A 15,279-nucleotide genomic window follows, 5' to 3' on the forward strand; every position below is an offset into this window, starting at 1 on the left:
TCAGTGCAGGTCGATGGTGCGCACCGCGGCGATGTGGTCGCGGATGAAGCGGTTGGCGTGGGCGGCGAGATCCTCGGAGTCGGTCCACAGGTTGCGCCAGATGCCCAGCGTGTTGCTCAGGGTCGGCGACACCACCGCCGAGGAGAAGGACTCGAAGACGATGGGGCCGTCGTAACCGGTCCGCGCGAGAGCCCGGAAGGTGCTCTCGAAGTCGACGGAGCCGGTACCCAGGTAGCCGCGATGGCTCTCGCCGATGTGCACGTAACCGAGCCGCTCGCTCGTGTCCAGGAACGGCTGGAACAGATCCGATTCCTCGATGTTCATGTGGTAGGTGTCCAGGTGGACCGAGACGTTGGTGTCGGCCACCGCGTCGAGGTAGGCCAGAGCGCCGCGGCCGGTGTTGAAGACGTTGGTCTCGTAACGGTTGACCACCTCCAGCGACAGGTGCACACCCACCGCGGCGGCGCGGCCGGCCAGGTCGCGGATCGCCGCCACGCTGTTGGCCCGTCCCCGCTCGGACAACGGGGCCATGTGCTTGCGCATCGAGCCGTAGAGCACCCCGCACAGCCGCGTGCCGCCCATCTCGGCGACCCGGTCCAGCGCGGTGCGCAGCAGGTCGACACCGGCTGCCACGACGGCCGGGTCCTCGGAGCTGATGTCGGCGTGCTCGGGCAGTCCGAGGCTGGCGCTGCCGGTGAGATCGGCGTCGCCGAGCGCCTTCCGGGCCGTCGCGGCGTCGAAGGTGTACGGGTCCATCAACGGGAACTCGACGAGGTCGAAACCCGCGGCCTTGGTGCGCTCGACCGAGGAGGTGATGCCGGCGGCGTCGAACTCCCCCGTCCAGACCAGCGCGTGGCAGCCGATGAGTGAGGGCATGGATGTCTCCTGTCGTCGATACGGTGCGGGCTCCCCGCGGGAGCCCGGCCGGACGGCGGCGCCCCGCGACGGACATCGAAACTCTGCGGGCTTCGAGACCCGCCGTGCCGTCGCAGCTTTCAGTCAATCACGGGCAGCGCGGCGCCGCGCCGGCGGCGTCCGGCGAGTCGTGACCGGAGGGGTCCGTGGGCCGGGCGGCGGCCGCCGACCCCGACGACGTCCGCGGTCAGGACGCCGTGGCGCCCAGCGGGTCGAGCAGTCCGAGTGCGGTGAAGGCCACGCGCAGGCCGTCGTCCCGCGGTCGCGGCGCGACCGTGTCGGCCGCCGCGAGGACCCGCGGATCGCTGCCCTCGATGGCGATCCCGACGCCGGCGAAGGCCAGCATCTCCAGATCGTTGAGCCCGTCGCCGGCCGCCACGGTGCGGGTGACGTCGACGCCGAGGTGATCGGCGACCACCTGCAGGCCGACGGCCTTGTGCACCGAGCGCAGGTGGATCTCGCCTGCGGTGTCGCCCATGTCGGGGATGGAACTCGGCACCACACCGAGCCCGTCACCGATGCGGGCGATCAGCGCGCCGCCGGGGAGCGGGGAGGCGAAATAGGTGATCTTGCCGAACGACGTGGTGGACAGATCGTCCGACATCACCAGCGTGGCGAGGATGTCGGCCGGGCCCTCCCGCTCGGGCGTGCGGGGGGCCGAGAGGTGCCCGAGCAGATCGGCCAGCCGACGATCGACCCCGGGCGGGCCGTAGACCGCCTCCGGGGCCTCCAGCAGGTAGGCGATGCGGTGCTCGTCGAGCACCCGGACCGCCGCGGTCGCGAGCGCCGCCGGGAACCGCCGGTCCAGCAGTACCTCGCCGTCGATCTCGACGTATCCCCCGGCGGCGGCCACGAAACCGTCCAGCTCCTCGAGGACGCCGTCGGGGATCATCGACTTCGGACGTCCGGTGCACAGGAACACCCGGTGACCGGCGGCCCGGGCGTCCCGCACCGCCGCGAGCTGGCCGGCCGGCACCAGTCCGTGCTGGGCGTAGGTGCCGTCGAAGTCGAGGAAGATCAGCCGGGCGGCGGGATGCGGGGCGACGGTCACGTGCACCCACGCTACCGGGACGGCGGTGCACCCCACGGGCGTCAGGACCACCCGGGTCGGCGGGCGCCGGACCGACGACGCGCGGCGGGAACGCCTGGACCGCACACCGCGGCCGCCGGGTGCGGGCCGGTCGGGAGTGGATCAGCGGCGCAGCACCCGCCGGGTCTGGCGTGTCCGGGCCACCAGTCGTCCCTGCGCGTCGTGCAGCAGGGCGTCGTCGATGCAGACGTGGGCGTCCTGCCAGGACGTCCACTGGTCGACCCGCAACCACGCCCCGACCGGCGGAACCGCGCGCACCAGGTGCAGTGTCAGCTCCACGGTCGGCAGGACGATCGGCGTCGTCCGGGTGGCGTACAGACTCGGCGGCAGCGCATCGGCGACGACGCCCAGCTGCACCAGCGGGCCGGCCAGCGCGGCCCTGTCCCGCGGCCGGATCCAGGCGGTCAGCCTGGGTTCGGGACCTCCGGCGAGCGGCCGCCCCGCTCCCACGGCGCGGACGTCCAGGTGCCGGGTGAAGGGCACGAAGTCCGGCGGCACCGCGAGGGGCTCGGCGTCGTCCGGCGTCCGGAAACCCGTCGGGAGGTCGGCGTCGGCCACCACGGGCGTCGGATCGTCCTGATCCCGGGCGGTCGTCACAAGCACCTGGGCGAGCGCCCGCAACGCGTCCCCCTGCCAGGCCTCGGCGTGGACGCTGGACGTCGAGCCCAGCCGGTTCAACCGGACCGACGGGACGACCGGCTCGTCGGGCAGCACCGCCTCGAGGAAATGGGCGGTGGCCGTCCGCACCACGGCGGGGCGTCCGCTGCGGTCCATCACCGCACCCCGGGCGGCGCGCAGCAGGCTGCCCACGATCACGCCGCCCTGCACCGCACTGAAGGACCGCCACGTCGGGTCGAAGGTCCAGGCCGGGGCGGAGCTCACGCGGGGCCGCGGACGAAGGACGCGTCGGTCACCTCGACCGCGTGCCCGGCGTCGCAGTGCAGACCGGTCCGGACCCCCGCACCGCAGTCGACGTGCTCGAGCCGGCCGACCGGCTCGCCGGGCTCGAGCGCGTACCGCTCGCCCCACTCCCGCAGCGCGATGAGCACCGGCACGATCGCCCGGCCTTTCGCGGTGAGGGTGTACTCGTCGCGGGCCCGCTGCCCGGGTTCGCGGTAGGTGTGGCGTTCCAGCAGCCCCTCCGCCACCAGCTGCCGGAGCCGGCCGGCGGTGATCGGCTCGCTCAGGCCGGACCGGGCCACGAAGTCGGCGAACCGGCGCGTGCCGAACGACGCCTCGCGCAGCACCAGGAACGCCGACCGGGGTCCGACCACGTCGAAGGTGGCCGCGATCGGACAGGACCCGGCCGGGGCCGGCGGGGATGCGGTGGACGTGCTCATCGCCCCATGCTAGCTGGCTTGTGAAGTGTTAAGCCAGCTGCTTCACTGGCCTGACTGAGCAGAAGTTCAGCCAGCGTCCGCCGTCGACAGGAGCCACCGTGACCACCGCCCGCGATCTCGCCCACACCACCGCCCTCGTCATCGGGGCCAACCGCGGACTGGGTGCCGCCGTCGTCCGGGAGCTGCTGGCCCGCGGGGCCACGGTCTACGCCGCCGCCCGCCGGCCCGGGCGGATCACCGTTCCCGGGGTGACCCCGGTGCAGCTCGACATCACCGACCCGGCGTCGGTCGCCGCCGCGGCCGCGGCCGCCCCGGACGTCGACCTGCTGATCAACAACGCGGGCACCTCCGGCGGCGCCGACCTGCTGACCGGCTCGCTGGACGACATCCGCCGCGAGATGGAGACGCACTTCTTCGGCACCCTGCAGGTCACCCGCGCGTTCCGGCCCTCGCTGGTCGCCCGCCGCGGGGCGGTCGTCAACGTGCTGTCCGCGCTGAGCTGGTTCTCGATGCCCGGCAGCGGTGCGTACTCCGCGGCCAAGGCCGCCGAATGGTCGATGACCAACAGCCTCCGGCTCGCGCTGGCACCCGACGGTGTGCCGGTGACCGCCCTGCACGTGGGCTACATGGACACCGACATGACCGCCGGCGTGGACGGACCGAAGTCCGACCCGGCCGATGTCGCCCGGGCACTGCTCGACGCCGTCGCCGACGGCCGCTCGGAGGTGCTGTTCGACGACGTCAGCCGACGCGTGCAGCAGGGCCTCGCCGGTGGCGTCGACGCGCTCTACGGGCACCTGACGGGTGTCTGACCCGGTCACGGCCGTTGCAGCACCTGCAGGTCGGTCACGTAGCCGGCCAGACCGCCGGAGACCGCGCGCCGCCAGCCCGCCACGGTGGCGACGGACCACCCGGACCCGGCCGGCCCGTCGGCGAGTACGGGCGTTCCCGCACCGGCGGACAACGTCCGGACGGTCAGGGCCAGCAGGGCGATGCAGGCGATGAACAGCGCGACGGCGGTCAGCGCGACCGGCAGACCGAGGTGTTCGGCGACCACTCCGACGAGCGGCGGTCCGCCGAGCAGGCCGGTGTAGCCGACCGTGGCCGCCAGTGCGACACCCTGCGGACCGCCCAGCGACCCAGCGGCGGCCAGCGCCACCGGGAAGACGTTGGCGAGGCCGAAGCCGACCAGCAGGAACCCCAGCAGCGCCACCGGCACCGACGGGGTCAGCGCGGCGACGAGCATCGCGCCCGCCGCCAGCGCCGCGCCCCGGACGACCAGGCGACGGGCACCGAACCGACGCAGCGCCCACCCCCCGCCGAGCCGGCCGATGCCCATCGCCAGCGAGAAGCCGGCGAACCCGGCGGCGGCGACGACGGGACCGGCGCCCAGGCCGGTGCGCAGGTGCAGCGCCGCCCAGTCGGTCAGCGTGCCTTCGGCGAACGCCGTGCACCCGGCGACGGCTCCGAGCAGCACCACGATCAACCGGTGCGGCACCGCAGGTCCCGCCCCGGCGTCCCGGCGGCCGCGGCGTGCCGTCGGACGCCGGGCGGACTCGGGCGGCAGCGGGTCGACGGCGGCCAGCGGCCGGGCGACAGCGCAGGTCACGGCGATCCCGGCGGCACCGACGAGGACCAGGTGCGGCAGCACGCCGACGACAATGGCCAGCCCGCCGCCGACCACCGCGCCGGCCAGCGCCCCGAAGCTCACCCCGGCGTGCAACATGGGCATCAACGGCCTGCGGCGCGCCTGCTCGAGCCGGACACCGAGGCTGTTGGCGGCGACGTTGACCGCGCCGGTGGCACCCCCGAACACGAGCAGCGCCGCACCGAGCTCGACGGGCGACCCGGCGAGCCCCGGCAGCACCAGCGACAGCCCGAGCAGGATGCCGCCCGCGACACCCACCGCACCCGCCCCGTAGCGCGTGCACCAGCGACCCGCGAGCTGCATGGTCGCCAGCGCGCCGAACGACACGCACAGCAGCACGGCACCCAGCGCCGCGGCGGACAGGTGCAGGGAGGCACTGAGGTCGGGCACGCGGGCCGCCCAGGTGCCGAACACGAAGCCGTCGAAGGCGAACAGGGCCAACACGGCCGCACCGCCGGTGACACGACCGGGCCGGGCCGGGCCGGCAGGTGCGACGGCGGGTGGCGCAGCGGGTCCCGACGCCGTCGCAGCGGCCGGCGGTGGCGTGGCACCCGGCGGCGTCGCGGCACCCGGCGGTGTCACGGCTGCCGGCGTCACGGCCGCCGGCGTCACAGCCGCGGGTGTCACGGCCGACGGTGTGAGGTCGGCCGGGGCGGGGACGGCACGATTGGTGTGCGGCGGACGGCGTCCGGGGCGCACGGTGGAACGGGTGGGGAACACGGCAACTCCTGCAACAGGGATCAGAGGTGGGGCCCGCGCGACCGGGCGGCCGCAACGGCCGCCCGGAGCACGGCAGGACCGGGGGAACACACCGGTGTGGGGGGCAGCGCGCGGATCGGAGATCCCGGTCGGCTGCCCGATCGCGGGGCGATCAGGGGACGCCGCGGCGTCGATTCCAGCGCTAGGGGGACGTCCTCCCGCCCGGACGGTTGTCCGGTCGTGACGCGGGTCATCCGCGGCCGGCGCAAGAACCTCCGTGCAGCCGGCCGGAACGCGCGCGGCCACCACACTCTCGGACGGCGGTCCCAGGCCGCCCACATCCGCGGCGCCCATCATCCCGGTGCGTCCGGACCGGACGCCGACGATCGGAGGAACGTGGGGCTGTCCATCGCCGCCGGCTGGTTCGTGCTGCTGGGTGCGGTCACGGGCGCCGCGGCACTGCTGGTCGTCGCCGTGGGCCGCGGGCGGTCCTGGTACCGGCGCAGACTGCCCGCGGGGGTGCTGGCCGGGCTCGCCGTGACGACGGCCGTGACCCTCTACGCCGATCACGTGTGGCATCCGTTCCCCGACCCGCTGCCGTGGGTGGTCGTCCTGTGGACGGGGATGACCCTGGTGACGATGGCCGTGGCCCTGCTGCACCGCAGCGGGCGGGCCCGGGTCGCCGGTGTGGCGCTGGGGTTGATCGTCGCGGTCTGCGGCGGCATCCAGGTCAACGCCTCGTTCGGCACCTACCCGACGCTCGCGGCGGCGTTCGGGGAACCGCTGCCCGGCCAGGTCGACAGCTCCACCGTCCTCGGCCACGACGTCCCGGTCGCCGCGGTGGCCGACGGCGGGCCGCTGGACGCCTCGTGGCGTCCCGCCGCACCCGTCGCCACGAACGGCGAGGTGACCACCGCGACCATTCCCGGCACGGTGTCCGGATTCCGGGCCCGCCCGGCCTGGATCTACCTGCCGCCCGCCTATCAGGCCGATCCCCGCCCGCTGCTGCCGGTGCTGATCCTGCTCTCGGGACAGCCGGGAGAGCCGCGCAACTGGTTCGACGGCAGCCACGTGCCCGAGATCATGGACGCCTGGGCCGCCCGGCACGGCGGGCTCGCGCCGGTGGTGGTGGTCCCGGACTGGATCGGGACGGCGGCGGGCAACCCGCTGTGCGTGGACTCAGCGGCCGCCGGCGCCGACTACACCTACCTGACCCGCGACGTCCCCGACTGGATCCGCGGCGAACTCGAGGTCGACCCGCGGCCGACCCGGTGGGCGGTCGGCGGGCTCTCGGCGGGGGCGACGTGCGCCGGGCAGCTGGCCGTCAACGACCCGGCGCAGTTCCCGACGTTCCTGTTCTTCTCCGGTCAGACCGAGCCGACGCTGTCCGACCGCGCCGACACGGTGGCCACCCTGTTCGACGGCGACGAGGCGGCGTTCGTCCGGATCAACCCCCTGGACGTGCTGCGGACCCGCTCCTTCGCCGGCAGCGCGGCGGTGTTCGCGGCGGGCGCCCGGGACGGCACCTACGGACCGCAGACCAGGGCTGTCCGGGACGCCGCGCTGGCTGCGGGCGTCGACGCGCGGTACCTGGAGCTCCCCGGCGGTCACGACTCGCCGTTCTGGGCCGCGGCGCTCGCCGGGTCGATGGACTGGCTGGGCACCCGCCTGCAGCTCACCGGCTGACCGGACCGCCGGCGGACGCCGGCCCGGCGCATCGGGTGGTCGGCGTCAGCAGTCGTGCGCGGGCGAGAGATCCTCCGCGGACAGCCGCCGGGTGACCACGTCGTGGGCCGTGTCGTCCAGCGTGCTGTCGGTGGCCCAGGCGTGCCCGCGCAACACGTCCAGCGCCTCCTGGCTGGTGAGGTCCAGGGCGGCGTTGAGCATCCCGACGGCGACGACCACCTCGGAACGCCATTCCATCGGCCGGCTCAACCAGTGCGGCGGGACGAGATCCGGCGCGGCCGACGTCGGCAGCGGCACCCCGTCGAGCAGCAGGGTCGCCATCCGACCCACCACCGCGGCGACGTCACCGAGGTCGGCGGTGAAGGCGTCGTGCGGGTCGCGGTAGAACAGGTCGACGGTGCCCAGCCCGGTCAGCGGCGCACCCAGCGGCACCGCCACGATCGAGCGCACCCGGGTCTTGGCGAGCAGCTCGGCGTGGAACAGCGGCCACCGCAACGCCATCTCGGCCTCGTCGACCTGGACGGTGGACGCGGTGATGTGCGCGTGGATGCAGGGTCCCTCGCCGGTGGTGAACTGCAGCCGTTCGGCGTCCGCCGCGGCGGGGTCGCTGGCCCCCAGCGGAACCCGGATCGATCCGGCGAACAGGGCCATGCCGGCACCGGAGACCGGCAGCACGTCGGCACAGGCCCGGGTCAACCGGCTGGGCAGGAGCTCGGCCCGCCCGCCGTCGGAGTGTCCCGCCCGTTCGTAGGCGGCGACGAACGCCTCGGTGATGTCCACGCGGTTTCTTCCGTCTGGAGGGCCGTCGCGGAGGTGCGATCGACAGTCGCCCGGGGGCGGCATGCCGTTGTCATACCCGAGCCCCCCGCGTCGCTACGCACGCAGCGGGTCGGCCCAGGTCACGGCGGCCCTCCCGGCCACCCACCGGCGGCCAGCACACCCGGTGGCACCGCCGTCGCCGCGGCGACCCCGGTCATCGCCATCGTCCGGCGCAGTTCGTTCGTCAGGCCCTCGACGACCCCGGCGACGCCGTCCGCGCCGCCGGTGGCCAGCCCCCAGAGCTGTGGCCGGCCCACGAACACCGCCCGGGCGCCGAGTGCCAGTGCCGTCAACACGTCGGCCCCCGACCGCAGGCCACTGTCGACGAAGGTCTGCGCACCCGAGCCGTCCAACGCGGCCACCACCGCCGGGAGCGCCTGCCGCGAGGTGACCGACCGGTCCAGCGCACGTCCGCCGTGGGTGGAGACGAGGACACCGGCCGCCCCGGCCCCGACCGCGGCGACGGCGTCGTCCGGGTGCAGCACGCCCTTGACCACCACCGGCAACCCGCTGAGGCCGGCGAGCCAGCCCACGGTGTCGAGCCCGACGTCGGGCGCGGTCGTCCGGCGGGCCTTCGAGGCGGGGTCCGCCGGATCCGCGAGATCGTCGAGGTTGAGGCCGCGGGCGGCCAGCGCCCGGTCCGGCCAGCCCGACGGCTCGAACGCGGCCTGCCGGGTGTCCAGGGTCGGCAGGTCGACGGTCAGCACCAGGGCCCGGGCGCCCGCCGCCACCGCCCGGCGGACCAGCGCGGCGGTCAGGTCACGGTCGGTCATCACGTACACCTGCAGCCACCACGGCGCACCGGTGGCCGCGACGTCGGCGAACGGCACCCCGGCGTGCGTGCTGACCCCGAGCAGCGAGCCGGCCCGGGCGGCGGCGCGGGCGACGGCGACCTCACCGTCCGGATGCGCGGCGGTCGCCTGGGCCACCGGGCCGAGCAGCACCGGGGTGTTGACCGCGGTGCCCAGGACGGTCGTCGCCGTGGACGGACTGCCCACACCGGACAGCACCCGGGGCACGAAGCGGGAGGCCGACCAGTCCCGCAGTCCCTCCCGGTGGGTGGTGCCGCCCCCGGCGGTCATCGCGAAGTAACCGGCGACGAAGTCCGGCAGCGACCGCCCGGCGGCCGTCTCCAGGTCGGTCAACCATCCGGACGCGGCTGCTGTGTTCAGTTCCACCGGCTACCATTCCTTATTGTTCAGTGTCGATGTACATTCAGCATGCGCGACGGCGCGCAGGGAGAAGGGTGGTCCGCGATGAGCGACAACGCAACCGGCCGCACCGCGCTGGTGATCGGCGCGACCGGCATCACCGGGCAGTCCGTCGGGCGGCAGCTCGTGGAGCTCGGCTGGAAGACCTACGGCCTGTCCCGCAGCGGCAGTCACGTCGTCGAGGGCATGAGCGACCTGACCGCCGACCTGCTCGACGCGGGCGCGCTGCGCGAGGCGATCGCCGGCACGGCACCCGAGATCGTCATCATCACCGCCTGGATGCGCCACGACACCGAGGCCGAGAACATCGAGGTCAACAGCGCGATCGTGCGCAACGTGCTCGCCGCCGTCGAACCGGAGGGCAGCGTGCGGCACATCGCCCTGGTCACCGGGCTCAAGCACTACCTCGGGCCCTTCGAGTTCTACGGGCAGGGCGTGCAGGCCGAGACCCCGTTCCACGAGGACGAGCCGCGGCTGCCCTACCCCAACTTCTACTACGCGCAGGAGGACGAACTCTTCGCCGGCGCCGAGAAGTCCGGCTACACCTGGAGCGTGCACCGCGCCCACACGGTGTTCGGGTTCGCCACCGGCAACGCGATGAACATGGCCCTGACGCTGTCGGTGTACGCGACGCTGTGCCGCGAGCGCGGTGAGACGTTCGTCTTCCCCGGCTCCGAGGAGCAGTGGAACGGGCTGACCGACATCACCGACGCGGACCTGCTCGGGGAGCAGCTGGTGTGGGCGTCGACCGACCCGGCCGGCGCGAACGAGGCGTTCAACATCGCCAACGGCGACGTCTTCCGCTGGCGCTGGCTGTGGCCGCGCATCGCCGCCCACTTCGGCCTGGAGTGGGAGGGTTTCGACACCGAGCCCCGCCCGCTGGAGGCACGGATGGACGGTGCCGCCGAGCAGTGGGCCGCCATCGCCGAGCGCGAGGGCCTGGTGGAACCGCGGCTGTCGAAGGTCGCGTCCTGGTGGCACACCGACGGCGACCTCGGCCGCACCATCGAGTGCCTGACCGACATGACCAAGAGCCGCAAGGCCGGCTTCCTGAACTTCCGCGCCACCGACGAGAGCTTCTTCGACAAGGTGCGGCGCTACCGGGACGCCCGCATCATCCCCTGATCCCCACGGCGGCGCCGGCCGGTGCCGCACCCACCTCGGCAGGACACCGTCGTCCGGGAGGACACCATGAGTTTCACCGTCAGCGGCGTGCACCACGTCGGCCTCACCGTGCGGGACGTCCGGCGCTCGCTCGACTGGTACGGCAGGATGTTCGATCTCGAGCCGGGACCGGTCAACCACGGTGAGGGGGAAGCTCTCTCGCGCGCCCTGCAGGTCGACGGCGTGACGCTGTCGTTCGCGATGGTGCAGATCGGCGGCACCCGGGTCGAGTTCCTGCAGTACCACGAGCCGCCCGGGCGCGACTTCGACCGCACCAACGGTGATGTCGGATCAGCCCACGTGTGCCTGGAGGTCGACGACGTGGCCGCCGCCTACGACGACCTGACCGCCAAGGGGGCGGTGTTCAACGCACCCCCCATCACGCTGACCGACGGCGCCTTCGCCGGCAGCACCTGGGCCTACCTGCGCGACCCCGACGGCATCCAGCTGGAGATCTGGCAGTCCGGCTGAACGTTCCCCTTCCGACGTCGGGGAGGGATGTGCCCGCCGGGCGGGCACTTCCTCCCCTCCCCACGGCACGGGGGTGTCCGGTCCCCGGCGGACCGGCCGGTTCAGGGCAGGCGGGCGGCGCTGGCCTCCGCGAGCTCCAGCAGCCGGGGCACCCCGGCGGTGAGGGCCGGCGCGAACCGGGTGTCGTCGGGCCGTTCGCCGTTGAGCCAGCGGGTGTGGATGGCCTCGCAGAAGATGGCCGCCTTCCACAGTGCGAGGGTCTCGTACCAGGGCAGGGCGGCGAGATCGAGCGACGACCCCTCGGCGTAGCGCTGGACCAGCTCGCCGCGGGACGGGTAGCCCGGCTGCCGGGTGGCCGAGGTGAGCTCCATCACCGACGACGGCCGGCCCGGCTCCGCGTAGGTCGCGACCAGGTACCCCAGGTCGGCGAGCGGATCTCCGACGGTGGCCATCTCCCAGTCCAGCAGGGCCCGCACGGTGCCGTCGGGCGCGAACATCACGTTGCCCATCCGGTAGTCGCCGTGCACCACCGCCGCGGCCTGCGAGTCGGGCAGCGTCGACGCGAGCCAGGTCCCGAGCCGGCCGACCACCGGCAGGTCACGGGTGGTGTTGCCGCCCCACAACGCGCCGAACCGTTCGACCTGCCGGGACAGGTACCCGACCGGGCGGCCCAGCGCCTGCGCCGCCGGGGAGTCGACCGGCACCCGGTGCAACCGGACCAGGAGGTCGACGAGCGCCCAGCCGGTCGACTGCCGGGCGGCGGGTGCGGACAGCACGTCCGGGATGTCGTCGGTGACGACGAGACCGTCGAGGTACTCCATGACGTAGAACGGGACGCCGAGCACCGATTCGTCGGTGCAGACCGCGAGGATCCGTGGCACCGGGATGCCGTGGCCGGCGACGAACTGCTGGACCCGCGCCTCCCGCGCCATGTCGTGCGTCGACCGGGGCAGTGGCGGCCGCGGCCCGCGGCGGACGACCACCCGGGTGTCGCCGCGCCGCACCGCGAAGGTGACGTTGGACTGCCCCTCGCCGATGGGCGTGACGTCGAGATCACCGGCGCCGATGTGGTTCTCGTCGAGGAACGCGGCCAGCGCGTCGAGCACGAGCAGCGGCGGCCGGTCCAGCCGGTCGGCCTCGGTACGGGTCCGGACGACGTCGCGACCGTCGGGCACGGAACTCACCAATCGTCCCGGCAGGCGGCGACGAGCGCGTCGAGATCGGGCGCCCCGGCGGCCACCGCGGTCCGTCGGGCCTTCACGGCACGCCGCGCGATCGCCCACTTCTGCGTCTCGGTGGAGCCGTCGTACACGCGGAACGGTCGCACCTCGTCCAGGTAGGACGCCAGCGGCAGCGCGTCGGTCATACCGTCCCCGCCGCAGAGCTGCATGGCCCGGTCGATGACCCGGCAGATCGCCTCCGAGCAGTGCACCTTGGCCACGGACGACAGTGCCGAGCCGGCCCGCGGGTCGCTCTCGAGCAGCTGCGCGGTGCGGCTGATGATCGCGTCCGACGTCTCGAGATCGATGACCGACAGCGCGATCAGCTCCTGCGCGAGGCCGAGGTCGGACAGCCGGGAGCCGAACAGCTCGCGGCGCTGCACCCGGTCGAGCGCGATGTCCAGCGACCGGCGGGCCAGCCCCAGCCAGCGCATGCAGTGGGTGAGCCGGGCCGGGCCCAGCCGGACCTGCGCGTAGCGGAAGCCCTCCCCGACGGCGCCGAGCACCGCGTCGTCGGGCACCACGCAGTCGTCGAAGTGGACGTGCGGGTGGCCGCCGGCGATCGTCGAGTCCAGGGCGTGGATGCGGCGGCCGAGCCGGAACCCCGGGTCGTCGGTGTCGACGAGGAACATGGTGGCGCCGGCCGGGGCGTCACCGTCGGCGTCGGTGCGGGCCATGACGATGGCGAACGACGCGCCGACGGCGCCACTGATGAAACGCTTCTCACCGGAGATGACCCAGTCGCCGCCGCGCCGGACGGCGGTCGTCGTCAACGCCGAGGGGTCAGAGCCGGCCCCCGGGTGCGGCTCGGTCATCGCGAAACAGGACCGGATCCGCCCGGCCGCGAGCGGGGCCAGGTAGCGCTGCTGCTGCGCGGGGGTGGCGATCTGGTCGAGGAGGTGCATGTTGCCCTCGTCGGGGGCCATGCAGTTGAGCACCGACGGCCCGATCGGTGAGTACCCGGCGGCCTGGAACACCGGCGACCAGTCGCGCAGCGGCAGCCCGCCGCCGCCCCAGCGCCCCGGCACCTGCGGCGCGAACACCCCGCGCTCCCGGGCGGCGGCCTGCAGTCCGCTCAGCACCCCGGGGTCCAACGCCGTCCCCGGTCGCGGCTCCGCGGGGATGACCGTCGTCCGGACGAAGTCCTCGACAGCCGTCACCATCCCGCTCATGCGGTGCCGCCGGCCGTGATGAGGCCACCGTCCAGGGTCAGTACCTGGCCGGTGATCCACGAGGCCTCGGCCGAGGCGAGGAAGGCCACGGCGGCGGCGATGTCGTCCGGCTCGCCGAGGCGGCGCAGCGGGTACGCGGCGGCGACCTCCGCCTCGCGCCCGTCGTACAGCGCCCGGGAGAAGCCGGTGCGCACGACGGCCGGGGCGACGGCGTTGACCCGTACGCGGGGACCGAGCTCGACCGCGAGCGTGCGCGTCAACTGGTTCAGCGCCGCTTTGCTGACCCCGTAGAAACCGATGCCCTCGGAGGGTGTCTCGGCCGTCACCGACGACAGCGTGACGATCGAGCCGCCGCGGTCGGCGAACCGCAGCACCGGATGGTGAGCCACCGCCTGCACCCAGCCGAGTGCGCTGATCACGTTGACCTCCAGCACCTTCCGGGCCGCCGCGAGGTCGAGGTCCAGCAGCGGGCCGAACCACGGGTTCATCCCCGCCGCGCTGACCAGCACGTCCAGTCGCCCGTGGGACTCCGCGATGCGGTCCAGCACCTCGGCGCGGTGGTCCGGGTCGTCGGCGTTGCCGGCGACGCCGATGGCCCGCGGCCCGAGTTCGGCGACGGCCGCCTCGAGGGCGGCCGGCTTGCGCGCGGTCACGCAGACGGACGCGCCGTCGGCGATCAGCCGCCGGGCGACGGCGAAGCCGATGCCGCGGCTGGCCCCGGTGACCAGGGCGACCGGGCCGGGGGCACCTCCGTCAGCGGGCATTCACCAGCACCTTGACCTCGTTGCCGGTGGGCGACAACAGGGTCTCGAAGCCCTTCTCGACCAGATCGACCGCATCGATCTCGGCGGTGACGACCTTCTCCACGGGCAGGCCCCGGCGGGCGATCAGGTCGATGATCCGCGGCCAGTCGTGCAGCGGGTAGCACCAGGTGCCGTTGTAGGTGATCTCGCGGTTGGCGATGACCATCGGGTCGATGGACGCCGGCCTGGTGTGCAGTCCGGTCTGGGTGACCCGGCCGGCGGAACGCACGGCGGCGAAGGCACTCTGCAGCGCCCGTTCGTTGCCGGAGCACTCCACCACGGCGTCCACGCCGATGCCCTCGGTGGCGTCGTGGAGCACCTCGGTCAGGTCGACCTGCGTGGGATCGAGCACCTCACCGACGTCCAGCGAACGGGCCAGCTCGCGCCGCACCGGGTTGACCTCGGAGACGAACACCCGCGCCCCCAGGGACGCGGCGTAGATCGAGGCCAGCGCACCGATCGGGCCCGCACCGGTGATGAGCACGGTGTCACCGGGACGGACCCCCGCCGCGTCGACCCCGTAGGCCGCCACCGCGGTGGGTTCGACGAGCGCGCCCTGGATGTCGCTGACCTCGTCGGGCAGCGCGTACACCTGCGACGCCGGGACCACGGCGAGCTCGGCGATTCCGCCCCAGTCGTGGCTCAGCCCGACGCAGGCCATCCGCACGCAGAGGTGCCCGAGCGCCCGCCGACAGAAGTAGCACTCGCCGCACGCGATGATGGGCATCATCGAGACGCGTTGACCGGCAACGACGTTGGTCACGCCGGCGCCCACCTCCAGCACCTCGGCGGAGAACTCGTGGCCGAGGATCTGCGGTGCGGCGGCGCCGGTCAGCGGGTGCGGGGTGGTGGGGATGACGATCGGCCCGACGGCGTACTCGTGCAGATCGGTGCCGCAGATCCCGCACCAGTACGGACGCACCAGCACCTGTCCGGGGCCGACCTCGGTCGGGGCCGGGACGTCGGTGACCCTGATGTCCTTGGCGTCGTGGAACACAGCTGCCCGCATGGGGTTCTCCTGGAGGTGATCGTGGTTCGGGG

Annotated in this window: 15 protein-coding genes; 4 read left to right on the forward strand and 11 right to left on the reverse strand. The window is 73.9% G+C overall.

Features of this window, described 5'->3' with window-relative positions; all coding sequences use genetic code 11:
* The 4 genes from DB033_RS19460 to DB033_RS19475 form a co-directional block, all read right to left on the reverse strand.
* Positions 1-876: a sugar phosphate isomerase/epimerase family protein gene (locus DB033_RS19460; protein WP_111768618.1), complete on the reverse strand. Its 876-nt coding sequence runs from the start codon at positions 874-876 to the stop codon at positions 1-3.
* Positions 877-1,102: 226 nt separating this feature from the next.
* On the reverse strand, positions 1,103-1,966 hold the full coding sequence (locus tag DB033_RS19465; RefSeq protein ID WP_111768804.1) for an HAD hydrolase family protein: 864 nt from the start codon (positions 1,964-1,966) through the stop codon (positions 1,103-1,105).
* Positions 1,967-2,107: 141 nt separating this feature from the next.
* Entirely contained in the window at positions 2,108-2,887 is a 780-nt protein-coding gene (locus DB033_RS19470; protein WP_157970812.1) for a thioesterase family protein, read from the reverse strand.
* Positions 2,884-3,345: a winged helix-turn-helix transcriptional regulator gene (locus tag DB033_RS19475; protein WP_111768620.1), complete on the reverse strand. Its 462-nt coding sequence runs from the start codon at positions 3,343-3,345 to the stop codon at positions 2,884-2,886. The genes DB033_RS19470 and DB033_RS19475 overlap by 4 nt, the downstream gene beginning before the upstream one ends.
* A 98-nt stretch (positions 3,346-3,443) precedes the next feature.
* Here DB033_RS19475 and DB033_RS19480 point away from each other — a divergent pair, with 98 nt between their 5' ends.
* Positions 3,444-4,157: an SDR family oxidoreductase gene (locus DB033_RS19480; RefSeq protein WP_111768621.1), complete on the forward strand. Its 714-nt coding sequence runs from the start codon at positions 3,444-3,446 to the stop codon at positions 4,155-4,157.
* Positions 4,158-4,162: 5 nt separating this feature from the next.
* On the opposite strand, the gene DB033_RS19485 is transcribed toward DB033_RS19480, so the two are convergent.
* Positions 4,163-5,437: an MFS transporter gene (locus DB033_RS19485; protein WP_205844051.1), complete on the reverse strand. Its 1,275-nt coding sequence runs from the start codon at positions 5,435-5,437 to the stop codon at positions 4,163-4,165.
* A gap of 651 nt (positions 5,438-6,088) precedes the next feature.
* Between DB033_RS19485 and DB033_RS19490 the strand changes: the two genes are divergently transcribed.
* A complete protein-coding gene (locus DB033_RS19490; RefSeq protein ID WP_157970813.1) occupies positions 6,089-7,378 on the forward strand; it encodes an alpha/beta hydrolase in 1,290 nt (429 codons plus the stop codon).
* A gap of 45 nt (positions 7,379-7,423) precedes the next feature.
* Here the strand turns inward: DB033_RS19490 and DB033_RS19495 are convergent, their stop codons facing one another.
* The gene (locus DB033_RS19495; protein ID WP_111768623.1) at positions 7,424-8,158 is read right to left on the reverse strand and encodes an ANTAR domain-containing protein; all 735 of its coding nucleotides are present in this window, start codon (positions 8,156-8,158) and stop codon (positions 7,424-7,426) included.
* A gap of 119 nt (positions 8,159-8,277) precedes the next feature.
* The gene (locus DB033_RS19500) at positions 8,278-9,375 is read right to left on the reverse strand and encodes an alpha-hydroxy acid oxidase (protein ID WP_111768624.1); all 1,098 of its coding nucleotides are present in this window, start codon (positions 9,373-9,375) and stop codon (positions 8,278-8,280) included.
* Positions 9,376-9,453: 78 nt separating this feature from the next.
* On the opposite strand from DB033_RS19500, the gene DB033_RS19505 reads away from it, so the two are divergent.
* Positions 9,454-10,533 carry an SDR family oxidoreductase gene (locus DB033_RS19505; RefSeq protein ID WP_111768625.1) on the forward strand — a complete coding sequence of 360 codons (1,080 nt, stop codon included), beginning with the start codon at positions 9,454-9,456 and terminating at the stop codon, positions 10,531-10,533.
* 66 nt (positions 10,534-10,599) lie between these two features.
* Positions 10,600-11,043 carry a VOC family protein gene (locus DB033_RS19510; RefSeq protein ID WP_111768626.1) on the forward strand — a complete coding sequence of 148 codons (444 nt, stop codon included), beginning with the start codon at positions 10,600-10,602 and terminating at the stop codon, positions 11,041-11,043.
* A gap of 101 nt (positions 11,044-11,144) precedes the next feature.
* Here DB033_RS19510 and DB033_RS19515 read toward each other — a convergent pair whose 3' ends face one another.
* From DB033_RS19515 to DB033_RS19530, 4 genes are read right to left on the reverse strand one after another with little or no spacing between them, the layout of a single operon-like run.
* Positions 11,145-12,227 (reverse strand): phosphotransferase family protein, encoded by a 1,083-nt coding sequence (locus DB033_RS19515; RefSeq protein ID WP_205844052.1) that lies wholly within the window; start codon positions 12,225-12,227, stop codon positions 11,145-11,147.
* Positions 12,224-13,426, reverse strand: coding sequence for an acyl-CoA dehydrogenase family protein (locus DB033_RS19520; RefSeq protein ID WP_205844053.1), 1,203 nt, complete (start codon positions 13,424-13,426; stop codon positions 12,224-12,226). Before DB033_RS19520 ends, DB033_RS19515 begins: the two co-directional genes overlap by 4 nt.
* A 5-nt stretch (positions 13,427-13,431) precedes the next feature.
* Positions 13,432-14,199, reverse strand: coding sequence for an SDR family oxidoreductase (locus DB033_RS19525; RefSeq protein WP_111768629.1), 768 nt, complete (start codon positions 14,197-14,199; stop codon positions 13,432-13,434).
* Positions 14,189-15,247 (reverse strand): 2,3-butanediol dehydrogenase, encoded by a 1,059-nt coding sequence (locus DB033_RS19530; protein WP_111768630.1) that lies wholly within the window; start codon positions 15,245-15,247, stop codon positions 14,189-14,191. The genes DB033_RS19525 and DB033_RS19530 overlap by 11 nt, the downstream gene beginning before the upstream one ends.
* Positions 15,248-15,279: the final 32 nt, after the last annotated feature.

Source organism: Nakamurella deserti (assembly GCF_003260015.1).
Lineage (GTDB): Bacteria > Actinomycetota > Actinomycetes > Mycobacteriales > Nakamurellaceae > Nakamurella > Nakamurella deserti.